Annotated in this window: 22 protein-coding genes; 13 read left to right on the top strand and 9 right to left on the bottom strand. The window is 70.6% G+C overall.

The genetic code is table 11. The features are described 5' to 3' along the window. Positions 1-115: 115 nt before the first annotated feature. Positions 116-1342: an LLM class flavin-dependent oxidoreductase gene (locus tag FNH08_RS03085; protein WP_322723566.1), complete on the bottom strand. Its 1227-nt coding sequence runs from the start codon at positions 1340-1342 to the stop codon at positions 116-118. Positions 1343-1519: 177 nt separating this feature from the next. On the opposite strand from FNH08_RS03085, the gene FNH08_RS03080 reads away from it, so the two are divergent. Together FNH08_RS03080 and FNH08_RS03075 are read left to right on the top strand one after the other, a co-directional pair. Further along, positions 1520-2113, top strand: a complete 594-nt coding sequence (locus FNH08_RS03080; protein WP_152769666.1) for a TetR/AcrR family transcriptional regulator — start codon at positions 1520-1522, stop codon at positions 2111-2113. Between the two features lie 72 nt (positions 2114-2185). Next, positions 2186-3055 (top strand): PaaX family transcriptional regulator, encoded by an 870-nt coding sequence (locus FNH08_RS03075; RefSeq protein WP_407704323.1) that lies wholly within the window; start codon positions 2186-2188, stop codon positions 3053-3055. Positions 3056-3091: 36 nt separating this feature from the next. Here FNH08_RS03075 and FNH08_RS03070 read toward each other — a convergent pair whose 3' ends face one another. Beyond that, positions 3092-3952 (bottom strand): PaaX family transcriptional regulator, encoded by an 861-nt coding sequence (locus FNH08_RS03070; protein ID WP_194238345.1) that lies wholly within the window; start codon positions 3950-3952, stop codon positions 3092-3094. Between the two features lie 160 nt (positions 3953-4112). Here FNH08_RS03070 and FNH08_RS03065 point away from each other — a divergent pair, with 160 nt between their 5' ends. Next, positions 4113-5261, top strand: a complete 1149-nt coding sequence (locus FNH08_RS03065) for an acyl-CoA dehydrogenase family protein (RefSeq protein WP_322723565.1) — start codon at positions 4113-4115, stop codon at positions 5259-5261. A gap of 176 nt (positions 5262-5437) precedes the next feature. Here FNH08_RS03065 and FNH08_RS03060 read toward each other — a convergent pair whose 3' ends face one another. From FNH08_RS03060 to FNH08_RS03035, 6 genes are all read right to left on the bottom strand, one after another. Next, positions 5438-6964, bottom strand: coding sequence for an MFS transporter (locus FNH08_RS03060; protein WP_194238344.1), 1527 nt, complete (start codon positions 6962-6964; stop codon positions 5438-5440). A gap of 151 nt (positions 6965-7115) precedes the next feature. Beyond that, entirely contained in the window at positions 7116-8468 is a 1353-nt protein-coding gene (locus tag FNH08_RS03055; RefSeq protein ID WP_152769663.1) for an amidohydrolase family protein, read from the bottom strand. Between the two features lie 49 nt (positions 8469-8517). Continuing rightward, positions 8518-9390 carry a fumarylacetoacetate hydrolase family protein gene (locus tag FNH08_RS03050; RefSeq protein ID WP_194238343.1) on the bottom strand — a complete coding sequence of 291 codons (873 nt, stop codon included), beginning with the start codon at positions 9388-9390 and terminating at the stop codon, positions 8518-8520. Continuing rightward, the gene (locus FNH08_RS03045) at positions 9387-10556 is read right to left on the bottom strand and encodes an NADH:flavin oxidoreductase (protein WP_322723563.1); all 1170 of its coding nucleotides are present in this window, start codon (positions 10554-10556) and stop codon (positions 9387-9389) included. The genes FNH08_RS03050 and FNH08_RS03045 overlap by 4 nt, the downstream gene beginning before the upstream one ends. Then, positions 10557-11738 (bottom strand): acyl-CoA dehydrogenase family protein, encoded by a 1182-nt coding sequence (locus FNH08_RS03040; RefSeq protein ID WP_152769660.1) that lies wholly within the window; start codon positions 11736-11738, stop codon positions 10557-10559. A 51-nt stretch (positions 11739-11789) separates the two neighbouring features. After that, a complete protein-coding gene (locus FNH08_RS03035) occupies positions 11790-12317 on the bottom strand; it encodes a flavin reductase family protein (RefSeq protein ID WP_152769659.1) in 528 nt (175 codons plus the stop codon). A 120-nt stretch (positions 12318-12437) separates the two neighbouring features. Here FNH08_RS03035 and FNH08_RS03030 point away from each other — a divergent pair, with 120 nt between their 5' ends. The 10 genes from FNH08_RS03030 (at position 12438) to FNH08_RS02985 (ending at position 22381) form a co-directional block, all read left to right on the top strand. Next, entirely contained in the window at positions 12438-13100 is a 663-nt protein-coding gene (locus FNH08_RS03030; protein WP_152769658.1) for a GntR family transcriptional regulator, read from the top strand. 81 nt (positions 13101-13181) lie between these two features. Further along, entirely contained in the window at positions 13182-14792 is a 1611-nt protein-coding gene (locus FNH08_RS03025) for an FAD-dependent monooxygenase (RefSeq protein ID WP_152769657.1), read from the top strand. A gap of 22 nt (positions 14793-14814) precedes the next feature. Further along, the gene (locus tag FNH08_RS03020) at positions 14815-15261 is read left to right on the top strand and encodes a YciI family protein (protein ID WP_152769656.1); all 447 of its coding nucleotides are present in this window, start codon (positions 14815-14817) and stop codon (positions 15259-15261) included. After that, positions 15258-16190 (top strand): VOC family protein, encoded by a 933-nt coding sequence (locus FNH08_RS03015; protein ID WP_152769655.1) that lies wholly within the window; start codon positions 15258-15260, stop codon positions 16188-16190. The genes FNH08_RS03020 and FNH08_RS03015 overlap by 4 nt, the downstream gene beginning before the upstream one ends. 3 nt (positions 16191-16193) lie before the next feature. Continuing rightward, on the top strand, positions 16194-17231 hold the full coding sequence (locus FNH08_RS03010; protein WP_152769654.1) for a cupin domain-containing protein: 1038 nt from the start codon (positions 16194-16196) through the stop codon (positions 17229-17231). Position 17232: 1 nt separating this feature from the next. Further along, positions 17233-18111, top strand: coding sequence for a fumarylacetoacetate hydrolase family protein (locus FNH08_RS03005; protein ID WP_322723561.1), 879 nt, complete (start codon positions 17233-17235; stop codon positions 18109-18111). Positions 18112-18146: 35 nt separating this feature from the next. Next, a complete protein-coding gene (locus FNH08_RS03000; protein WP_152769653.1) occupies positions 18147-19583 on the top strand; it encodes an amidohydrolase family protein in 1437 nt (478 codons plus the stop codon). An 89-nt stretch (positions 19584-19672) separates the two neighbouring features. Continuing rightward, positions 19673-20611: a dioxygenase family protein gene (locus tag FNH08_RS02995; protein ID WP_152769652.1), complete on the top strand. Its 939-nt coding sequence runs from the start codon at positions 19673-19675 to the stop codon at positions 20609-20611. Beyond that, positions 20595-21671, top strand: a complete 1077-nt coding sequence (locus FNH08_RS02990) for a maleylacetate reductase (protein ID WP_152769651.1) — start codon at positions 20595-20597, stop codon at positions 21669-21671. The genes FNH08_RS02995 and FNH08_RS02990 overlap by 17 nt, the downstream gene beginning before the upstream one ends. A 104-nt stretch (positions 21672-21775) precedes the next feature. Further along, entirely contained in the window at positions 21776-22381 is a 606-nt protein-coding gene (locus tag FNH08_RS02985; protein ID WP_152769650.1) for a nuclear transport factor 2 family protein, read from the top strand. A 41-nt stretch (positions 22382-22422) separates the two neighbouring features. Here FNH08_RS02985 and FNH08_RS02980 read toward each other — a convergent pair whose 3' ends face one another. Next, a complete protein-coding gene (locus FNH08_RS02980) occupies positions 22423-23583 on the bottom strand; it encodes an acyl-CoA dehydrogenase family protein (protein ID WP_194238342.1) in 1161 nt (386 codons plus the stop codon). Positions 23584-23896 lie beyond the last annotated feature (313 nt).

The following is a 23896-nucleotide window of genomic DNA, read 5'->3' as shown; positions in this document are numbered from 1 at the left end:
GCTCGTACCGGCAGGTGCTCGGGGCCGGGCTCCCGCGTCGGCGGCGGCCTCGCCGTCTGCCACGCCTCTCCGGCCCCCAGCACTCAACAGCCTGCCGGCCTCGCCGTCGTCCGCGTCATGTGCAGGCGGGCATGATCTGCTCGGCGTATGTCCTCAGCTGGTGGTGCTGGATCTCCGCCGCCTCCTCGCCCGGCAGCGCCTGGGCCCAGAACTCCCATACCAGCCAGTCCAGTTCACCACCGCACGTGTTCCGCAGTTCCTCGACCTGGTCCCGCACCTGGTCCGCGGTACCGCAGAAGAGGCCGCCCGCCTCGTACATGCGGCGCGTCAGGGCCCGGGCGTCCTCCAGGCGCATCATGCGGTGCGGGTCGTCGTCCGGGGTGCGGAGGCCCTCGTTGATGCCGAACTCCTGGAAGAAGTTCTGGAACCAGTAGCCCGACGTCCGCACCGCGAGGTCGAAGGCCTCGTCGAAGGTGTCGCCGATGACGATCTTGCGGACGGCACCGATGCCCTGCCCGAGCCGGAGGTCGCGGCCGTGCTCGCGGGCGCTGTCACGGTACAGATCCGCGGCCGTGCGCAGTAGGTCCCGGTTGCCGGAGTGCAGCAGTGTGCGTCCCTTGCGGGCGGACTCGATCGCGGTGGCGGGTGAGCCCACGGTGGGGATGAAGATCTGCGGCCTGCGGAGTGGTTTGGGGAGGACTCCGACCCGGCGGACGGTGCCGTCGGCGTCGACCTCGCCCGGGCCGCCGTACGCACGGGTCCAGTCGGCCACGGGCCAGTTCGGGATGCCGGTGGCCGGGAACGGTACCTGGAAGTGCTTGCCGTCGTGGTGGAAGGAGTCCTCGTCCCAGGCCCGTTCCACCAGGGAGAGGTATTCGTCGAAGATCTCCCGGTTGCGGTCGTCGGCCCCCGGCTGGAAGGCGGAGACGGACTCGTCCTGGGCGAGTGTCTGCATCCAACGGGTCTGGTAGCCGCGGGCGAAGCCCACGCCGAGCCGGTCCGGGAACATGTGGGTGAACAGCGCGATGTCCTCGGCGACGCTGATGGGGTTGTGCGCGGGAAGGATGATGGACAGCGGGACGAACATGATCTGCTCGGTCCGCGCCGCGAGCTTCGCGTAGAGCAACAGGTTGTTGGGCACGCTCTCACCACCCTCCGTCTGAAAGTGGTGCTCCGTGCTGCCGAAGGCGTCGAACCCGAGCCCGTCGGCCCAGTGAGCCAGGCGCTCATAGCCGGTCAGCATGGAGTGGTAGGCCTCGGCGTCCCGCCCGATCGGACGCCTGGCGCTTCGCTCCTCGGGCGTCACGGGGATGGTGGTGGACGGCATCAACAGCGTCTTCACTGGGTCCTACCTTCTCTTGGTGCGGGGCCGAACCGGTCTGCTCCCCCGGTCACTTCGGCCAGGCCCGTGTCCGCCCGTGCCTCGACCCGAGAAGCTTGGAACAGCCCGTTCCACATGAAACAGGATGCCCCATCTCGCGGCTTGGGGCAAGATGCCCCATCTGCTAGCGTCACCGCCATGACCAGGTCGGCCGGTGCACCCAACCCGCAGGTGGCCCGCTCCCGCGCGGCGGCGCTGAACGCCGGCCGGGAGCTTCTCGTGTCCGGCGGCTGGGACGCGGTCACCTACGTGACCGTCGCGGAGCGCAGCGGGGTGGGCCGCACCACGCTCTACCGGCACTGGCCGACGATCGAGCAGTTCCTGCGCGACCTCCTGCTGAGCCAGTGTGCCGTTTCCCATCACTCCCCCGCCGGCGACACACGCGAGGACCTCATCGCGGAACTCGACGGGTTCCGACTGCAGTTGTACGACCCGGCAGTGGTGCGGCCCATGGTCACGATCATGGAACGGGCATCACACGACCCGGAATTCGCCCACCTGGGCGGCGAGTTGTACACGACCTGCTCACACACCGTCGCGCAGATCGTCCAAGCGGCTCAGGAGAACGAGGAAGTCGACGGAACGCTCGACATCTCACGGGCGGTCGCGGAACTGTCGGGCCCCCTCCTCTTCCACCGGCTCCTCGGCCGCGAAGACACGACCCGCGAGTTCGTCATCGGCCTGGTGGACGACTTCCTGCGTGCCCACCGCCCCGGCACCGACAGCGGGTGACACCCACTCGCCCACTGCCGGGTAGCAGCATCGGTGGGCGGTCCTACCCTTGCCGACGTGACACTTTTCGAGGTGAATCCTGCCGAAGCGGACGACGGGTACGCAGGTGCTGTTCCCGGCGCCCCGGCCGGTCCGCTCCTGCGCCCCCAGTCGCTGCTGCTCGCCTTCCTCGGCGATCACATCCTGCAGAAGGGCCCGTTGTGCGTGTACTCGGGCAGCGTCATCGACGTGCTCGGGCGCGTGGGCATCGGGGAGCAGGCCGTCCGCTCCACCCTGACCCGCATGGTGAACCGCGGGCTGCTGCGACGGCAGCGGCACGGGCGCCGCATGTACTTCGGTCTGACCCCGCACGCGACGCGGATCCTCCACGACGGCCACGCCCGCGTCTGGCGCACCGGCGCGGTCAACGACGACTGGAACGGAAGTTGGACCCTGCTCAGCTTCTCACTGCCGGAGGACTGGAAGCGCCAGCGCCACGCCCTGCGTTCCCGGCTCGCCTGGGCCGGCTTCGGCCCTCTGTACAGCGGGCTGTGGATCGCCCCGGGCGACGTCGACGTCTCCGAGATCGTCGCCGAACTCGGCATCGCCGCCCATGTCAAGATCTTCCACGCGCGCGCGGACACCACCACCGACATCGACGTGATGATCCGCGACACCTGGGACCTGGAGACGATCGCCGCCCGCTACACGGCTTTCGAGCGACGCTGGATCACTCACGTCGGTGATCGCTCCGGCGACCCGCTGTCCACGCACCTTCGTCTGGTCGCCGAGTGGCTGGGCACCATCCGCACCGATCCCCGGCTGCCCGCCCGGCACCTGCCGGCCGACTGGCCCGCCCGGTCGGCGGAAGAACTCTTCCGCCGCGTCGCGGACCGGACGTCGGAGGCTGCCCACCGTGTGTCCGCCGACCTGCTGGAGACGGCGCCCCTCGCGTCCGCCTGAGCGGTCTCCGCGCCGACCGGTGTCCCCCTGGGAGCGTCAGCGCCCGGGAGGAACACCGACGGTGGCGGCGACGTACTCGAAGGCCCGGTTCTCCAGGAGTCTCCTGAGCTCATGGGCCAGTTCCCGGGCCGCCTCGCCGCGCCAGTCCGCCGGCAGCAGCACGGTCGGCAGGCCGGGGTCCAGGTAGGGGAAGCGCATCCACTGTTCGAGAGCCAGGGTGTGGACGGCGAAGGCGTCGCCGGGTTCGCAGTCGCCCCCGGCCTCCCGGACGGCGGTCAGCACCGGGGACCACGCGCGCAGGTAGGTGTCGTACGCGAGGGCGAGTCCCTCCAGGTTCCAGGCGCGGCGGGCGAGCGCGGGGGTGTCGCCGAGACCTTCGTGACGGGCGGTGAAGGCGTCGACGTACTGCTCCAGGCCGAGTCGGCGCACCCACTTCAGAACCGAGGGAAGGACCCGGGCCGGAGCGATCCACAGCCCGCTGTCGAGCTGGCCCATGCCGAGCCAGACGAGTCGCTTGCGCAGGGTGTACCGCTTCTCCCGCTCGGCCTCGGGGACGGAGAACGAGACGATGACCCAGCCGTCCTCCAGCGGGGCCGGCTGCCGCGGGGCGTAGACGACCTCGTCGCCCTCGTCGAAGACGAGCCGCGCCTTGGCCGTCGCGGCATAGCCGCGGACCGTGCCGCGTCGCTGCGGCATCAGCAGGTCGCGGCGGGTCATCCGGTCCACGGCCGAGCGTGTCGCCTGGGCCGGCACTCCCAGCCGCTCCATGAGCGTGATCAGGTCGGCCACCGAGGACCAGCCCCCCAGCAGCCGCGAGTAGCGCCCGTAGACGGCCAGGATCAGCAACTGGGTGCTGTTCTTGGCCTCGTCCTGCGGCAGATCCACGCGCAGCCCCATCCCTCGCCTCTCCTTCTGCGGCGCCGCGCCCTCGTTTCCCGCCCGGGGACTGCACACCTCCCGGATTCTATGCCGGACGTCTTCCGACCGGCGTTGATCCGACATAATCTGCCTTTCGGGCCGCCACGGCACCTGACGCACGATCAAGGAGGCGACCCGCGTGAAGCGCGATCTCTACGACACCGACCACGAGGACTTCCGCTCCCTGGCCCGGGCCTTCGTCACCAAGGAGGTCACCCCGCACCTCGCCTCCTGGGAGGCCGCGGGTGAGGTCGACCGGACGCTGTACCGGGCCGCGGGCGCCGCGGGACTGCTCGGGCTGGGGGTGGAGGAGGAGTACGGCGGCAGCGGTGTGGACGACTTCCGCTACCACGCGGTGCTCAATGAGGAGCTGTGCCGCGCAGGCGCCACCTCGGTCGTCATGAACCTCAACGGGTTCACCGACCTGATCGCCCCCTACTTCCGGGACCTCGCCACGCCCGAGCAGAAAGCACGCTGGCTGCCCGGGCTCGCCGACGGCAGCCTGGTCGCGGCCATCGCCATGACCGAGCCGGCCGCCGGCAGCGACCTGCGCGGAATACGCACACGGGCCGAGCGGCTCGTGGACGGCTACCTGCTGAACGGCTCCAAGACCTTCATCAGCAACGGCATCCTCGCCGACCTCGTGGTGGTGGTGGCCCGTACCACCGCCGAGGACGGGCAGGACGGGCTCAGCCTCTTCGTGGTGGAGCGGGGCATGCCCGGCTTCGAGCGCGGCCGCAAACTCCACAAGCTCGGCCTGGCGGCCCAGGACACCGCCGAACTGTCCTTCACCGACGTACGCGTCCCCGCCGCGAACCTGCTCGGTGCGGAGGGGCGGGGCATGGAGTACCTCAAGCGGAACCTGCCGCAGGAGCGTGTCAGCGTCGCCGTGACCGCGGCCGCCACGATGCGGCGGGTCCTGGACACCACGATCGCCCACACCCGGGACCGGGTCGCCTTCGGACGCCCGCTGTCCGAGTTGCAGACGACGCGGTTCACCCTGGCCGAGCTCGCGACCGAGACGGAGATCGCCCAGACCTTCACGGACCGCTGCGTAGGCGAACTGGTCACCGGCCACTTGACGGCCACCCGGGCGGCCATGGCCAAGTGGTGGGTGACCGAGCGACAGCAGCAGCTCGTCTCCCGCTGTCTGCAACTGCACGGCGGATACGGCTACATGACGGAGTACCCCATAGCCAAGGACTTCGTCGACACCCGCGCCGGCACGCTCTACGCGGGCACCACCGAGATCATGAAGGAGATCATCGGCAAGGCACTGGTGCGGTGAGATCCGGCGCCGTGGCCGCCGGCGGACGACAGTCGTGACGGGCGTGCCGGGTGGCGTGACGAACCACCCGAGGGACCGTCGGGCGGCAGTGGCGCTCAGTGCTGCGACGTCCTCGACGTGGCGACGAGGGTGACCGGGGACTGCGCGTTCACACTCGCCTCACCTCCACTGCATCCTCACCGCCTTCCTCCCGAGTCCGACAGCAGCACGACGCCGACGAGCGCCGCGAGCAGGGTGAGGCCCGATGACACGATCAGGCAGAAGCGGAGGCCGTCGAGAAAGGATTCGGACAAGGCCCCCAAGGCCCGGCCGGGGTCATCGCCGAGGTCCGTCATCCGGGACGCCGCCGCCAGCCCGTCGGCGTTCGCGACGCCGGTGATCCGGTGCGCGAGTTCCCCCGTGACGCCGGCGTCACCCAGGTGTTCGGGAAGGGTGCCGGTACCTCTGGCCGTCAGCAGCGTGCCCAGGACGGCGGGGCCGAGTGCGCCACCGACCTGCCGGAAGGCGTTGTTGCCCGCCGAGGCCATACCTGCCCGGTGCCGTGGCACCGCGGCGACGGCGGTCGCGGTCAACGGGGTGAGCACCATGCCCATGCCCGCTCCGAGCAGGGCCAGCCGCCAGGCCAGCGCGCCGAAGGAGGTGTCCGCGTCGATCGAGGCCAGGGCCAGCAGCGCACCCGCGGCGGCCAGCAGACCGGCGGTGATCATGACCCGGGGCGGGATCCTGTGCATCAGACGGCCCGCGAGTACCCCCACGACCAGGGACATCAGGCAGTGGACCAGCAGCGGGTATCCCGCGTGCAGGGTGTCCAGGTGCTGCACCATGCCGAAGTACAGGCTGAGGACGTAGAGAGAGCCGATCAGGCCGAGAAACGTGATCATGGCGATCAGCGCGGTCGCGCTGAAGGCCGGGCGGCGGAACAGCGACAGGTCCAGCATCGGGTCCGGGCTGCGTCGCTCGACCAGGACGAAGGCGATGGCACCGACCACCGCCAGCAGGAACGACCCGACGACCCGGCCCTCGGCGAACGAGGTGGCACCGCCCTCTATGACGCCATGAACGAGCGCGGTGATCGTCACCGCCGCCGTGATCTGTCCGGGCCAGTCCAGCCGACGCTCGTCGGGAGCGCGGAAGTCGGTCACCAGCGGCATGGCGACCGCCAGGGTGACGACCGCCATGGCCACGGTCGGCAGGTAGATCCACTGCCACGTGGTGTGCTCCAGGACCACACCGGCGATCATCGGACCGGCGGACAGCGCGGCCGCCAGCGACGCGGCCCAGAGCCCGACGAACGTCGCCCGCTCGCGCGGTTCGGGCACGGCATGGCTGATCAGGGCGAGCGTCGACGGCAGCAACGCGGCCGAGCCCAGGCCGGCGCACGCCTGTCCCACCCACAGGACCTCCACGGACTGTGCCGACAGTGACACCGCGGCCCCCGCGCAGGCCGTCGCGAGGCCCGCCAGGTACACCTTCCGGTGCCCGTACACGTCACCGAAGACGCCGGCGGTGAGGATGAGCGCCGCCATGGGGAGCTGGAACGCCGAAGAGACCCAGGTGAGCTGGGACGCCGAGGTGTCCAACGCCTGCTGTATGGCCGGCAGGCTCACCGAGACGGTGGTCACCGGCAGGAAGGCCACGAACATGCCGAGACAGGCCATGACCGGCGTGGACGTCCGCGACCCGGAAAATTGCAGATTCCGCATACTCAGCATCCACGCAATGAGCTCGACATCTTCACGCTGGCGCACGCCACCCCGTCCGTAGCAACACGACCGGCGTCGGTGCCTCCCACCGACGCGGGTCGCGCTGGTTGACGCTGTGTGCCGGAGTCGGCACACAGCGGTCCGTGACCGGCTACTGCTTCTCGCCGACCGCCGTCATGACGTGTTCACGCGCGGCACCGCCGAGGCGCCTCAGCCGCTCCAGGTCCACGCCCACGAGCGTGCCGTCCCGCTTCACCACGGTGCCGCGTACGAGGACGGTGTCGACGTTGGAGGTGTCCGCGGACGTCACCACGGTGGAGACCGGATGGTCCGCGCCGGGCATCGTGTTGATGGCGTCGGAACGGATCAGGACGATGTCGGCGTCCTTGCCCACCGAGAGGGTGCCGATACGATCCGCCAGGCCGCAGGCGGCGGCACCGTCGATGGTGGCGAACCGCAGCACGTCCTCGGCCGTCAGCCGTGGAGCGAACGGTTCCCGCGGATCGGCCGGGATCGTGGCGCCACGCGCCTGGGCGAGTGCGGTACGCATCTGGGTGAACATGTCCCCCGGCACGGCGCTCGCGACGTCCGTGCTCAGTGACGGCCGCAGTCCGTGCTCGACGAGCCGGTTGGTCGGCGGGACTCCCTGCCCCATGACGAGTTCGACGTACGGCGCGACCGACACCGTCGCCCCGCACTCGGCCAGCATGTCCAGTTCCCCGTTGTCGACTTCGTTGCCGTGGACGATCGTGGTGTCCGGCCCCAGGAGACCGGCCTCGTACATCACGCGCACCTCGCCGCCCGGCACTGGTGGGATCCCGGGAATACGCACGCCCGCGTGGACCGTGATGCGGGCGTCGAGGCTGCGTGCCAGGTCGAAGTCGTGTTTGGTGACCACCGGATCGACCCCGATCGTCCCACGCAGGGCCAGCGCGAACGTCAGCAGCTGGTCCGAGGACGAGAAGTACTCGCTCCTGACCCGCTCCGCGTCGTGCGGATGTTTCAGCGAGCTGTCCTTGACCCATCGGGCCCCGATGGGCGTGCCGTAGCCGAAGAGGGAGCGGATTCCGGTCTCGCGCAGGGCGGCGACCGCGGCGTCGGCATGGCCCGGTGTGGCGGCGTTGTTGAACCAGTCCACGGTGGTCGTCACACCGGCGTTGAGTGCCTCGTACGAGCCGATGAGATTCCCCGCGTAGATGTCCTCCTCCCGGAAGGCGGGGCCGAGCCGCATGAGGACTTCGCGGAAGTAGTCGCCGAGCGTGCCGTTCGTCAGCACACCACGCAGTACGGCCTGCCAGGTGTGCCGGTGGGTGTCCACGAAGCCGGGCACCGCGATGGTGCCGGAACCGTCGATCCGTTCGGCGTCGTCGGCACCGAGGTTCCGCCCGATCTCTGCTATGCGGCCGTCGACCACGAGGATGTCGCACTCGTCCGCTCCGAGGGACGCCTCGACGTCGGGGTCGAGTGAGACGACCCGGGTGTTCTGGATCAAAAGCTTGTCCACGGTGACCTACTTCCTTTCTTTCCGTACCTGCTCTGTGGCCGGGGTGCCGTCACCGGCGGCCGACAACGTGGTTGGTCAACGATCCGACGCCCTCGACCCGCACGGTGACGACATCGCCGTCGTCGAGGTAGCGGCCGTGGCCCGCGGAGGTGCCGGCGGGGGTGCCGGTGAGGATCACGTCGCCCGCCCGCAGGGGAAGCGTCGCCGACAGGGCGGCTATCTGCTCGGCGAGCGACCAGATCATCTGTTTGGTCGAACTGTCCTGCCGGATCTCGCCGTTCACCCGAGTGGAGAGCCCGGTCAGACCTGGTTGAGGCACGAAACGGGCGGGCACCAGGAGCGATCCGAACGGCTTGAGCGTGCTCTGTCCCTTCGCGATCAGGAAGTTCACCCCGAAGATCGGATGCTTGTGCCACGGATCGCGCACCGACACATCGTTGGCCACCGTGTATCCGGCCACGTACGAGAGGGCCTCCGACTCGGGGATGTCGCTGCCCCCTCGGGCCAGTACGGCGACCAACTCGACCTCGTAGTCGAGCTGTTCGCAGCCGGGCGGGCGCAGGACGTCCTCGCCGTCACCGATCACCGCCGACGGCGGCAGCAGGAAGTGGAACACCCGCTCCCGCGTCTTGTCGGGCGGCGTGGCGCCCATCTCCTCGACATGGTCGTAGTAGTTGGCGCCGCAGGCGTAGATCGTCGCACCGGCTACGGGCACCGGTCGGAGCCCGGCGTGTGACACGGGCTCCCACGTCGTGGGGTCCGCCCGGTCGACGGCGGCCTCGATACGGTCGCACCACCCGTCCCAGTCGGCGAAGAGTTCCTCCAGGCGGGGCGGCGCGTCGGGCAGTAGCGAGTCCAGGCGGCGGGCCACGTCGTCGACGACGACCGTGGGGACGGGGCCGCCCAGGGCGAAACGGGTCACGTTGTCTCCTGACGGGGTCGGTAGGGGGGCAGTTGGCCGGAGTGGCCGAGGCCGCGTGTCTCCTCGGGCCATGCGGCACAGACCGAACCGGTGAGCTGGGTCTGCAGGCACAGCGACGGGGCACACGCGCATCCGACGGGCGGCGCACCGTCCCGGGCCTTGAGCAGCCAGTCGGGGTCGGCGAGCAGCGGGCGGGCCATCGCGACGGCGGTCGCGGCACCCGCGTCGAGAACCTCCCGCACCTGGTCCAGGGTGGAGATTCCACCGCCTGCGAGAACCGGCACGTTCGCGACCTCCGCCAGGGCGTGGGTGTCCGCGCGCTGATAGTCGGGGCCCGCCGACAGGCCCGCGTTCTGCGGGGCCTTCAGGGATTCGAACGTGCCCGCCGCGGGCCGGAAGAAGTCCACTCCCGCGCGCTCCAGACGGGGGACGAGGGCGAGCGCCTGCTCAAGTGAGTAGCCGCCGGGCAGCAGTTCGTCGGTCATGATGTGATAGCCCACCGCCGTGTCCGTCCCCGCGGCCGTCCGGCAGGCGCGCACCACATCGAGGACGAACCGGGTCCCGTCGGCCCAGGCGTCGGTGCGTCGGTTGGTACGGGGTGACAGGAAGCCGGTGAGCAGGAAGCCCGACCCTCCGTGGATCTCGATGCCGTCGAAGCCGGCCGCGACGACCCGGCGGGTGGCGGCGGCGAAGTCCTCGATCACCTCGCCGATCTCGTCCGGGGTGATCTCGTCGGGGCAGACCTCCCCGACCGGGAGGAGGAACGGCACGGCGGAGGGGGCGAGTCGGCGTCGTTCCGCGTAACGCGCCCATGGGCCGGCGTAACGGCCGCAGTGCGAGAGCTGGGCGATGGCCAGCGCGCCGGCCTCCTTGATCCCGGTCGCGAGTCGGCGCAGGCCCTCGTCGTGCCGGTCGTGCCACGCCCCGGGCTGGCGGGCGTGCTGCCAGCCGGACTCGGCGACCGCGATCTGCTCGGTCATCACGGCGCCGACGCCGCCCGTCGCACGGCGGACGTAGTGGGCGACGGCGGCGTCGCCCAGCACCCCCTGGTCGGCGTAACCGACCGACGTGGGGGCGAAGAACACGGGGTTGCGGGCGGTCAACGGGCCGATACGGACCGGCGCATCGAGCCCGGGCCTGTTCCCGGCCCTCGTCGCGGCGCCCACTCAGTACATCCCGAGGCCGGGGGTGCGGTCGAGGCCGAGGTGGGTCCGCCCCCAGTGCTGGTAGTTCTGCTGGGGACTGAGACTCAGGTGACTGGCCGCGAGGTGCACATCCCGCCATACGCGCTGGATCGACCGGCTCGTGGCGAACCCGCCGGAGCCGCTCATCCCCATGAGCAGATCGATGGCCTCCACGATCAGTTCGGCGGCGCGGGAGTAGTCGCGGGTACAGCGGGCCCGCAGGTCGAGGCCGATGTCGGCGCCGGACCCGGAGAGTTCGAGCGCGCGCCGGATCAGCAACTCGGCCGCGTCGAGATCCGCGCCGATCTGCGACAGCTTGTACTGCACGCTGGTGAAGTCGGCGACCTTGTTGCCCTGTGCGGTGGCGCGTTCCGCCGCCGAGGCCAGGAACTGGTCCAGCGCGCCCTGTGCGGCACCGAGCATGGGCGTCACGAAGGTCGCCGGGGCGTAGGTGACCCATGGGGCGCGGTAGTAGGCCGCGTCGTGCAGGCCACCGCCGGGCGCCCGGCCCTCCCGGATGTCGGACAGTTTCAGCGTGCGGACCTCTGGTACGAAGGCGTCCTCGACGACGATCGTGTCGCTGCCCGTGCCCCGCATGCCGATGGTGTCCCAGCTCTGTTCGATCGTGTACTCCGACGCGGGGATCAGGAAGAACGTGTGCTCGGGAGGGTTCGTCCCGGGCAGCATCGCGCCGACGATGGACCAGTCCGCGTGGTTCACCCCGCTCGCCCAGGCCGTCCGGCCCGAGAGCCGGTAGCCGCCGTCGGTCGCGGTCGCCGTGAGGACCGGCGCGATCGCGGTGGTGACGGCCACGTCGGGGCCGTCCGCCCATACCTCCTCCTGCGCGGCCAGCGGGAACAGGGCGATGTAGTGCGAGTGGTGCACGAGCAGGCTGGCGCACCATCCGTGCGACGCGTCGACGGCCGAGATCTCGCGCACGAGGTCGAACCAGACCGTCAGGGGCAACTCATACCCGCCGAACCGGCGGGGCGCCAAGGCCCGGGCCAGGCCGGCGTCGGTCAGCGCCTTGGCCGAGCTCTGCGGCAGTGTGCGTTCGGCTTCCGCCCGATCGGCGTTGTCACGCACCGTCGACAGGATCGTGCGCATTCCTTCGAGGACCCGGTCCGCCGTGGTGGCGGTCGCCGGTGCGGCTGCGGTGGTCATCGTTGACTCCTCCAAGAGGCTCACCGTCCGAGATTGAGATACTAGTATTCGCTAAAACCAGGTATTCGACAACTCATGCCAGATCACCCGGGCATCGGTCTCCGCGCCGAGCTCCCGGTAGCGACCTCCGTGGAAGATCAGCGGCTCCCCCTGCCGCTCGGCGAAGTCCAGGACCTCGCCGAGGTACAGCAGGTGGTCACCCGCCGGATGGATGGCGACGATCCGGGCCGCGAGATGAGTGAGCGCGTCGGCCACCACGGGCACGCCCTCGAGTTCGACGAACCCGTCGGGCGGTGGCGCGCCCCGGCGGCCGGCGAAGTGGTCGGAGACGAGCCGGTGTCCACGGGAGAGCACACTCACCCCGTAGGTGCCGCTGCGTTCGAGCAGTCCGCGGATGCGGGCCTCTTCGCGGATGGAGACCAGGACCAGCCGCGGGCTGAGCGAGACCGACATGAAACCGTTGGCGGTCATGCCGTGCACCTTGCCGTCGACCTGCGTCGAGACGACCGTGATGCCGGTCGCGAAGCGGCCCATCGCGTTGCGGAACTCCCGGGTCGTGTCCACCGCACCTCCAGGCATTTCGCCACCTCCCCTTCGAGGTATAGTGCTAGTATCTCAGTAGTCCTATACCTCTCCCGATGAACCGTCAACCGGTTCGCACCGCCGCCCGCTTCGCCCGCCACCACCTGTGGACACCTCATGACGCTGCTGCAGCCCGCCACGCCTCGCGTAACGAAGGCCGACCTCGTCTTCGAGGAGCTCCGTCGCCAACTGCTCGCCGGCGAGCGGAAAGCCGGTGAAGTCCTGTCGACCTACGCCCTGGCCGAGGAGTTCGGCGTCAGCAGGCGTCCCGTGATGGACGCCGTGGCCCGCCTTCAGGGCGCCGGCTTCCTCGAAATCGTCAGCCAGGTCGGATGCCGCGTGATCGTCCCGAGCGTCCGGGACATGCACCACCACATCGAGGTCACGACCGCCCTCAACTCGTTCGCCGCGAAGGTGGCCGCCGAACGGAGCACCCCGGCCGCTCTGGACCGTATCCAGGCGGCCTGCGACGAGCTCGACCGACACGTCGCCGACGGCGATGTCGAGGCGTTCGACCGCGCCAATGTCACCTTTCACCGAGCCATCGTCGCCGCCGCCGAGAACCCGCGGCTGGAAGCACTGACGGAGCAGGCCTGGGACCTCGCCCGTTTCTTCCGGTACCCACGGCCGCCCGAGATGCTCCCGCAGCTCCAGCAGGAGCACCGGGACATCCTGGCCGCCATCCGGGCCGGGGACGGCGAGTCCGCGCACGGGCTCGCCGAACTCCACCAGTCGCATGCGAAGGAGTGGGCCGGCGAGCCGGAGCCGGACACGCGCTGACGCGGCGGGCCGGTACGGTCTCGCGGCGCGATCCCCTGACGGAGTCTTGTTGCCCCTCCATTGGAGTACTAGGATACTAGTATGGCTGAGGATGAGTTCGATGTTCTGATCGTCGGCGGCGGCCCCGCCGGACTCTGCTCCTCGATCGCCCTTTCGCGGCGCGGGGTGCGTTCCCTGCTGGTCGAGAAGCACGCGGGCACGGCGCCGCTGCCGAAGGCCCTGCACCTGTCGAGCAGAACCATGGAGGTGCTGCACGGCTGGGAGGTCGACGACATGCTGCGCCCCCTGGCTCTGCCCCTGGGCGACCACGCGCTCTTCGCCGGCAGCTCGCTGGCCGACCCGGACCATGTCCGCCACCCCATCTGGCCGGACAACCCCGACGTGAGCCGGCAGCGCTCGGTGCTGATCTCCCAGGAGATACTCGAACCCGCCCTCCTCGCTGCCGCCGAGAAGATCAGGCCCGGCGAGTTGCGCTTCTCCACTCGGCTCACCGACCTCCGTGAGGACGACGGGCCCTGGGAACCGGGCGTAGTGGCCCGGGTCGAGGGCCCGGACGGCACGCGTACGGTGCGGGCAAAGTGGGTGATCGGCGCGGACGGCGCGGACAGCACGGTCCGCCGCGTCGCGGGCATCGACTTCCCCGGCAAGGACGTGCACCGCTCGGTGAACATCCTCTTCCGCGCCGACCTGCGGACACTGGTGAGCGATCGCCGCAGCGCCTTCTACCACGTGCACAACGACATCGTGCACACACTGCTGGCCGTGGTGGACAACGAGTGGTTCTGGCGGCTGCACGTCGTACTGGGGGACGGGGAGACATACGCGGACTACGCGGACGAGCGGCGCCAGCTGGAGCTCGTCCGGGCCGCGGTCGGTGTGCCCGGCCTGGAGGTCGAACTGCATTCCTGCTACCCGTGGACCGGCAGTGCCAGGGTCGCTTCGCGCTATCGGTCCGGACGGCTGCTGCTCGCGGGCGACGCCGCGCACGTGAACCCGCCGTCCGGCGGACTCGGTATGAACGCCGGCATCCAGGACGTCCACAACCTCGTCTGGAAACTCGTCGCCGTGGTGCGTGGTCAGGCGGACGAGGGCCTCCTCGACACCTACGAGCAGGAGCGCAGGCCGACCGCCGTCCGTACGGTCGCCGAGGCCGTCCGCAACCACGAGTACGAGGAGGCACCGGCTCTCACCGAGCGGGACCGCCGGCGCAAGCACGCCCGACGCCGCCAGGACGGGCTGGTGCTGGGCCACCACTACACCGAGGGGGCGTTCGTGCCCGACGGATCGGCGGCGCCCGAAGTCGCCGAACCGTACAGCGACTTCGTCCCGGTCGGCCGGCCCGGACACCGCGCTCCGCACCTGTGGGTGACCTGGCAGGGTCGGCGGACATCACTGCTGGACGTGTTCGCCGAGGACCGCTGCACCCTGCTCGTCGCCGGTCCGCGCTCGGACCCGTGGGCCGACGTCCTGCCCCCGGCGACACAGCTGATCACGGTCGGCATCGGCGCCGCCGCCGTTCCGGAGCAGGAGGCGGAGTTCCGCGAGATCTACGGGCTGAGCCCCGGTGGCGCGGTGCTCGTGCGACCGGACGGAATCGTCGCGCTCCGGATGCGCCACCGTCCCGACACGACCGGTGCGCGGGCCTCGCTCGCCGACGCGGTGGAAGCGATGCACCTGTCCGAAACCGGCTGACCGACCACGAAGAAGGAACTGCATGTCCGAGATACCCGGGCCCGATCACGACCCCGAGGCCGAAGCCGCTGTCCTGACAGCTCGTTCCGTCGGCCTGCGGCTGTGGGCCTGTCACAGCAGCCCCGCCCTCGGCTCCGCACCGGAGGACATCGGCCCGTATCTGGCCGATCACCTGCGCCACCTCATCGGCTGGGAGCGCCGCGGCGTCCTGTTCGCCGGTGGCCCCTACCTCGACGAGGACGGCCGTCCCGGCGACAGCGCCCTCTATCTCCTCAGGACCGGCTCCGAGGCGGCGGCCATCGCGCTGGCCGCCGAGGAACCGCTGCACAAGCACGGCCTGCGGATGTTCACCGTCCGCCCCTGGCAGATCAACCAGGGAGGTTTCGCGGTGCACATCGGCATCTCGCACCAGACCGGCGGGCTGGACGGTCCGCCGACACCGCTGGACCACGAAGGAAGCACCCGATGACCGAGAATCTGCTGACCCATCTGCGCCACGTCGACCTCGCGGTACCCGACTACGACCACCAACTGGCGTTCTACTCCGGCGACTGGGGCCTCACCCCGGTCGAGAAGGACTCCGGTATTTCCTTCCTGGCCGCCGAGGGCAGCCCGGAGCAGTACATCATCCGGCTGCGCCGAGCCTCGGAGAAACGACTCGACCTGGTCTCCTTCGGGGCCGCCTCGCCCGCGGCCGTCGATCAGCTCGCCCAACGGCTCGCGTCCTCGGGCGTCAAGCTGGTGTCGGAACCCGGCGCGCTGCAGACCCCCGGCGGCGGCTACGGTTTCCGCTTCTTCGACTGCGACGGGCGTACCGTCGAGGTCTCGGCCGATGTCGCCACGCGGCAGCACCGCAAGGTCGAGGCACGCGAGTCGATCCCGGTCCGGCTCTCCCACGTCGTGCTCAACTCCGACGAACCCGGCCGGTGCCGGCTCTGGTACGAGAAGCATCTCGGGTTCCGGCTCAGCGACAGCCTGTGCGTGCCGGGCGGCCCCGATGTCATGCACTTCATGCGGATCAACCCCCAGCACCACAGCCTGGCGTTCTCCCGAGGACCGCATGTCTCCCTGAACCATGTGTCCTTCGAACTGCGCGGGCTGGACGAGTTCATGCGCGGCACCGGCCGCCTGCTCAAGGGCGGGCACGAGATGCTGTGGGGCCCCGGCCGGCACTACGTCGGCGACAACGCCTACTCCTACTGGCGCGACCCGCACGGCAACGTCGTCGAGTACACGACCGAACTCGAGATCGTCGACGAGGACACCTGGCACCCCGCCGTCCACGAACCCGGCCCCACCGACGACCAGTGGGGCACCGCCAACCCCATCGAGGAACTGATGCAGGGCCAGGCCGTCAACGACCTCGACCGCGGCCTGTTCGAGGCACCCCCGGTCTGACCGATGACACAGGACACCACGAGCACCGACCACTACAGGGCCGTCGCGGAGCTGCACACTGCCCCCCTGTGGCGCAACCTCGGCGACGTCCTGCCCGCCGAACCGCGCCCGACCGCCGTGGCACACCGATGGCGCTATGCCGACCTGCGCCCCCATCTGCTGCACTTCCTCGCCACGCTCGGCCTCGACGAGGCCGAGCGCCGGGTCCTCATGCTGGTCAACCCCGGCCTCACCGACCCGCCCGCCACCACCACCTCGCTCTACGCCGGACTCCAGGTCATCGGACCGCGCGAGACCGCCCAGGCACACCGACACGCCTCGCACGCCTTCCGCTTCGTGATCGAGGGCGGCGGCGCGGCGACCACCGTGAACGGCGAGCGGGTGCCGATGCGCCCCGGGGACCTGCTGCTCACACCGGGCGGGCACTGGCACGACCACGAGCACACCGGCGACGAGCCCGTGATCTGGCTGGACGCCCTGGACTACCCGCTGGTCAACGCCCTCGACGCGAGCTACTTCGAATGGTTCGAGCGGCGCAGTCAGCCGCACACGGTCCCCGACGACCTGTCGTCGCGGCAGTATGTGCACGGCCTGCTGACCCCTGCCTGGGGGCGGGCGGCGGCCGGGCCGTCGTCGCCGGTGGGCCGCTATCCGTGGGCGGAGACCCGCAGAGCCTTCGACGCCATCGCCGACGACGCCGAGGGCAGCGCCGCCGAGGGTGTGCTGCTGGAGTACCGCAACCCGCTGACCGGTGGCCCCGTTCTGCCCACGATGAGCTGCCGCGTCACCCGGCTCCGCCCGGGCTTCTCGGGGGTGCCGGTGCGCCGTACGTCCGGCTCGGTCCTGCATGTCGTCTCCGGGGAGGGGACCGCCGAGATCGGCGGGGTGACCCTCGACTGGGCGGACCACGACGTCATCGCGGTGCCGCCGTGGGCGCCCCTCCGGCTGCGCAACACCGGGCTCCGGGACGCCTACCTGTTCGGCTACACCAACGAGCCCGTGCTCCGCGCGCTCGACCTCTACCGCGAGGAGGAGTGCTGACGTGCGCTTCGCCGTCTTCGACGGGAACCGTCTCGGCGTGCTCGACCCGGGAGACCGGAACGGGCTCGTCGACGTGACCGATCTCGTGCCCGGCCCGTGCGGCCCCGGAGGACCGCTGCAGCGGCTGATCGAGGAAGGCCGGGTCGTCGGGCGGGACGACCTGGCCGGACGCCCGCGCAGACCGCTGTCCGACGTCGTCCTCGACGCACCGCTGCCCCGGCCGGGCAAGGTGGTGGGCGCCCCGGTGAACTACCGCGACCACCAGGCCGAGATGCGTGAAGAGCATTCGATCGCCGACCTCGGCGTCTTCCTCAAGGCGTCCTCCTCGGTGGTGGGCCCGGACGGTGTCGTCGAACTGCCCTACTCCGACGTCCGGACCGACCAGGAGGGGGAACTCGTCGTCGTGATCGGCCGGCGGGGACGGCACATCCCCGCCGGCCGGGCCATCGGCCATGTCTTCGGCTACACCTGCGGCCTCGACATGACCGTCCGCTCCACCGAGGACCGCTCCGCCCGCAAGTCGTTCGACACGTTCAGCCCCCTCGGGCCGTACGTCGTGACCACCGACGAGATCGACGACCCCGGCCGGCTGGACCTCACCTGCCGGGTCGGGGGCAGCGTCCGTCAGCACACCTCGACAGCGGCTCTGATCTTCGGAGTACCCGAACTGGTCGCGTACACCAGCTCGGTGATGACCCTGCACCCCGGCGACGTCATCTTCACGGGGACACCGGCCGGTGTCGGGCCGGTGTCAGACGGTGACCGTGTCGAGGTCGACATCGAGGGCGTGGGCCTGCTGGCCGTCACCGTCAGCGCGGCCGGGGCCCGGCCGTACGCGCGGCGGCCCCGTCCGACCCTCATACCCGCCGCGGCGGAGTGATTCCGCACCCGGCACTGCAAGACAAGGAGTTTCTCATGTCCACCCTCATCCGCGGCGGCCACGTCCTGACCATGGACCCCGCCCTCGGCAGCCTCCCCGCCGGGGACGTCCTGGTCCGCGACGGGCGGATCGTCGCCGTCGCCGAACGTATCGACGAAACACAGACCGCCGACTGCGAAGTCCTGGACGCCGCGGGCGCGATCGTCCTGCCCGGTCTCGTCGACGGCCACCGCCACGTCTGGCAGTCGCTGCTGCGCGGGGCAGCCTCGGACTGGACCCTCCCCCAGTACATGGTGGAAGCCCGGTCCATGTTCTCCGGCTGCTTCGACGCCGAGGCCGCGTACCTCGCGAACCTGGTCGGCGGCCTGGAGTCGCTGGCCGCCGGGATCACCACCGTCGTCGACCACAGCCACCTCCAGACCGACCCAGACACGACCGACGCCCTGGTCCGCGGCCTGCGCGACAGCCGGGTCGGCGGGTACTTCTGCTACGCGCTGCAGAACGTCGTCGACTACCAGGTCACACCCCCCACGGACCCCGACGAGATCCGGGCGGCACTGACCGGTGAGCCCGGGGCGTGGCACGACGAGAACATACGGCGTGTCCGGGCCGAGTACTTCTCCGACCCGAACGGCCGACTGAGGCTGGGGATCGCGCTCCCCGAGTCCGCGCCGTTCCTTCCGGTACCGGCCCTGAAGCCCCTCGCGGAACGGGTCGCCGCGCTCGACCCGGCGCTGGTCACCAGCCACTGGAGCATGACCATCCGGGACGGCGACCCGGACAAGTCACGGCTGGGCTGGCTCGCCCGGCACCACGAGTGGAACGGCCACACCGTGCTGACGCACGCCAACGGACTCGACGACGCCGACCTCGCCGAGCTGCTGAGGGCGGGGATCGGCGTGTGCACGACCCCCGACGTCGAGTGCGGCATGGGCAGCGGACCGCTGCTGGCCCGCCGCTTCGTCGCCATGGGCGGATCGGCCGCGCTGGGCATGGATCTGTCCAGCTACACGGCCGCGGACATCCTGCGCCAGGCCCATCTGCTGCTGCAGTCGGAACGCGCGAGCCTGGCCGCGGCGGACCCCATGCCCGCGGCGGAGACTCCATGGCCGACGTACGGCGCGTTGGAGCTGGCGACCCGCGTCGGCGCCGAAGCGGTCGGGCTGGGCGCCGAGGTGGGCACCCTCACCCCGGGCAAGCGGGGCGATGTGATCGTCGTACGCCCGGACCTGCTGCGGGCCGGCCCGGACCCCGACCCGGTGGCGGCGCTGCTGTTCTACACGACGCCGGCCGACGTCGAGACCGTGCTGGTCGAGGGGGAGGTCGTGAAGCGCGCGGGCAGGCTGACCGGCGTCGACCTCGACCAGCTGGGCCGGGACACCGCACACGCCGCGGCCCGGATCCACGAGCGGTACGAGGCGCTGCCCCGGCCCGTGCTGGAGAAGGTCTGGGCCGGCATGTTCAGCGACTGATTCTCCGCGACAACCACGCCGACGAGCCGACGAGCCGACGAGCCGACGAGCCGACGAGCCGACGAGCCGACGACAGGAGAAGCCCCAGCATGACCACCGCCCATTCCCCGGTGTCGGACCGGCAGCGTCGCGTCGAGGACGAGTTGGTCCAAGCCGTGCTCGCGTCCTTCGACGACACACCGGACCCTCGGCTGAAGGAGGTGATGCGGTCCCTGACCCGGCATCTGCACTCCTTCATCCGCGAGGTCCGGCTGACCGAGGCCGAGTGGCAGTACGCCATCGACTTCCTCACCGCGGCCGGCCGCATCACCACCGACCACCGCCAGGAGTTCATCCTGCTCTCCGATGTCCTCGGAACCTCCATGCAGACCGTCAACGTCAACCACGAAGCCGCCGGCCATGTCACCGAGGCAACCGTGCTCGGCCCGTTCTTCGTGGCCGGTGCTCCCGTGATCCCCCTGGGCGGCGACATGGCCTTCGGCGCCCCGGGAGAGCCCTGCTGGGTCGAGGGCACCGTCACCGACACCGACGGCGACCCGGTTCCCGGCGCCCGGCTGGAGGTGTGGGAAGCCGATGAGGACGGGCTGTACGACGTGCAGCGCGACGACGGCCGCCTCGCCGGCCGGGCCCATCTGTACACCGACGACCAGGGCGGCTTCACCTTCTGGGGGCTCACCCCGACGCCGTACCCCATTCCCCACGACGGACCGGTGGGACGCCTGCTCGGCGGGACCGGGCGCTCACCCCTGCGCGCCTCCCACCTGCACTTCATGGTCACCGCGCCCAACATGCGCACCCTGATCACCCATATCTTCGTGGAGGGCGACCGACTACTGGACTCCGACGCCGTGTTCGGTGTCAAGGAGTCCCTGGTCAAGCGTTTCGCACCGCAGGCCCTGGACACCCCCACCCCCGACGGCCGCGACCTGTCCGGACGGACATGGTCCCGCGTCCGCTTCGACATCGTGCTCACACCGTCGGACGCCTTGCCCGCACCTGGAGCGGACACCCATGCGCTTCGAGCATGAGACCCTCCCCCAACGCGTCCGTTTCGCTCCCGGCGACGCGGCGGCATCGGTGCTCGCCGAGGTGGAACGGCTCGGCGGCTCCCGGGTGATGGTCATCGCGGCGCCCGGCGAGAGCGATCTGGCCGCGCAGGTGACGGCCGGACTGCCGGTGGTGCTCCGGCACGACGACGTGGTGATGCACGTCCCCGTCGCGACTGCCGAACGGGCCCGTGCCGCGGCCGCCGCACACGACGTGGACGTCATGGTGAGCGTCGGCGGGGGTTCGACGACCGGACTCGCCAAGGCGGTCGCCCTGACCACCGGGCTCCCCGTCGTGGCCGTCCCCACGACCTATGCGGGGTCGGAGGCCACCAGTGTCTGGGGCCTGACCGAGGGGGCACGCAAGACCACGGGAGCCGACCCCCGGGTGCTGCCCCGCGCGGTCGTGTACGACGCGACGCTCACCCTCTCGTTGCCGGTGGCGATGAGCGTCGCCTCGGGCCTGAACGCGCTCGCCCACTGTGTGGACAGCCTCTGGGCACCCCGCACCGACCCGATCGCCCAGGCGCTGGCCGGGGAGGGCATCCGCGCGCTGGCCGCCGGCCTGCCGACCGTGGTCACCGACCCGATCGGGCTCACGGGCCGCGAACACCTGCTGTACGGCGCCTACTTGGCGGCCTTGGCATTCTCCTCGGCGGGCTCGGGGCTGCACCACAAGATCTGCCATGTGCTGGGGGGCGCATACGACCTCCCGCACGCCCAGACGCACGCGGTCGTGCTGCCTTATGTGCTGGCGTTCAACGCGCCCGCCGCGCCGGAGGCGGAGCGCCGAATGGCGACGGCGTTCGACGCCCCCACGGCCGTGGAGGGTCTGCGACGGCTACGACGAGCGGTGGACGCGCCCCTGGCGCTGCGGGACCACGGGTTCGACGAGGCCCACATCGACGACGCCGTGCGCGCGATCCTGGAGGTGGTCCCGGCCGGCAACCCGCGCCGTGTGACCGCCCAGAACCTACGGCGACTGCTGCGAGCCGCGTCGCGGGGTGCGGATCCGGCGACGGTGGCCGCCATGGGCGGCTGAGCCGGTCCGAAGAACATGCCGCTGGACAGACAGGCGCCCGACCCCGGCGGTCGGGACGCGCCGTCGATCGCATCGGTCACGAGAAAGAGAGAGGTAGAGCTGGAATGAACGCGGATCAGGCGAAGATCAGGCAGCTGGTGGAGAACTGGGCGCTGTGGCGGGACGCCGGCGACTGGGAACGGTTCGCCACCGTCTGGCACCCGGACGGATGGATGAGCGCCACCTGGTTGCAGGCCCCCGCCGCGGAGTTCATAGCCGCCAGCAAACAGGGCTTCGACAACGGCGTCAGCATCCTGCACTTCCTGGGCGGCCACACCTCGGACGTGGTGGGTGAACGCGCGGTCGCGCAGACGAAGATGACGATCAGTCAGCGCGCGGACGTCGACGGTGTACCGGTGGACGTGGTGTGCACCGGCCGGTTCTACGACTTCCTCTCCCGGGACGACGGCGAGTGGACGATCGTCCGCAGGCAACCCATCTACGAGAAGGACCGCCTCGACGTCGTCGACCCCGCCGCCTCCCTCAAGCTCGACCCCGAACTGCTCGCCCGGTTCCCCGCCGGGTACCGCCACCTCGGGTACGTACAGACGAAGGCCGGGTTCACGGTGAAGCCCGGCCTGCCGGGCCTGGTAGGCGAGGCGGTCGAACGGCTCTACACGGAGGGCGCCGCCTGGCTGGCCGGCTCGGAGCGTCCCGGAGACCCGGGGTGAACCGCCCGCGACCGGCGCCGGGACGGGAACCCGAGCGTGGCCTAGTAGAAGCCGTGCGAGGCCGGCCGCTCCAGCCCGAGCCGCAGCCGCCCCCAGTGCGCGAAGGTGAGGTCGCTGTTCAGAGCCACGTGCGACGAGGCCAGATGTACGTCCCGCCAGACCCTCTGGATCGACCGCTTCTCGGCGAAGCCACCGGATCCGGACATCTTCATGAGGGAGTCGACGGCGTCCACGATCAACTGGCCCGCCCGGCTGAAGTCCCGGGCGCACCGGGCCCGCGACTCCAGGTCGAACGGGCCGTCCGACTCGGCGATCGTCAGGCAGCGCCTGCAGAGCAGTTCGGCGGTGTCGAGATCCGCGGCGGCGCGGGCGAACCGGTTCTGCACGCTCTCGAAGCCTGCGACCCTGCCCCCCTGCGCCATGGCGTGTTCCCGGAACGCCTCCAACGCTCCCTGCGCCGCACCGAGCATCGGGCCAAGGAAGGTCGCCGGGGCATAGGTGACATAGGGGCTGCGGTAGTGCGGTGCGGCGTGCTGGAGGCTGCCCTCGGTGACGCCCTCCAGCAGATCGGTCATGGTCAGCACGCGATGATGCGGGACGAAGACGTCGTCGGTGACACCGGTGTTGCTGCCGGTGCCGCGCATCGCGACCATGTCCCAGGTCTGCTCGATGGTGAAGTCGGTGGCCGGCACGAGCAACATGGCCCAGACCCTTGTCTCCCCCGGGAGCAGGGCGCCGAAGGTGGCCCAGGTCGCATGCCCGATCCCACTCATCCAGGACGCACTGCCGGAGAGTCGGTACCCACCGGGAGCGGGGGTGACCTGACCCCTGGGGAAGTGGGCTCCCGCGATCAGTGCGTCCGGGTGGTCGCCCCAGACGTCCTGCTGGGCCTCGGGCGGGAAGTGGCTGATGTCGTGCGCCTGCGACCCCAACAGGGACGCGCACCATGCGTGGGACGCGTCGACCTGTCCGATCAGGCGGGTTGCCTCGAACCAGGTCGTCAGGTCGTGTTCGTGTCCGCCGTGCGACCGCGGCACCAGCAGCCGGGCCATTCCGGCTTCGACCATCGCGCGCACGGCCGCCGGTTGCAGGGTGCGATCCCGCTCGGCCGCCGCGGTGTGTTCGGCGATGACCGGAAGGATGTCGCGGATCCGTCCGAGGGTCTCCTGCGCGGTGGGGACGGCCGGAGCGGGGATCGTCATCTTCTTCTCCTTGGGATGGGGATCGCCGTCGGCGCCGTGGAGCGACCGGGGAACCGGCACTCTTCGAGCCGTGCTGACACGTGACCCGGTCGCGCTCGTGAACGCGTCGACGACCCGGATGTTCCCGGCACGGGCACATGTCCGTGCCTCCCGGGCATGACGTCGATGGCGTCCCTCGCCAAGGCCGTCGTCCGCTCGTGCCCGCCCCACGGCTGACATCGACGCTATGCGGTGTCCGGGCCGCGGACAACGGAATGTTTCGCATGACGGCTATTCCTGCCGCGAATACCCGCGAGTACCCGCGAATGTGAGG

The sequence above is a fragment of the Streptomyces spongiae genome (assembly GCF_009377185.1).
Taxonomy (GTDB): Bacteria; Actinomycetota; Actinomycetes; order Streptomycetales; family Streptomycetaceae; genus Streptomyces; species Streptomyces spongiae.
Note: the sequence above shows the minus strand (reverse complement) of the source record. Positions and strands in the feature narration are given on the sequence as shown.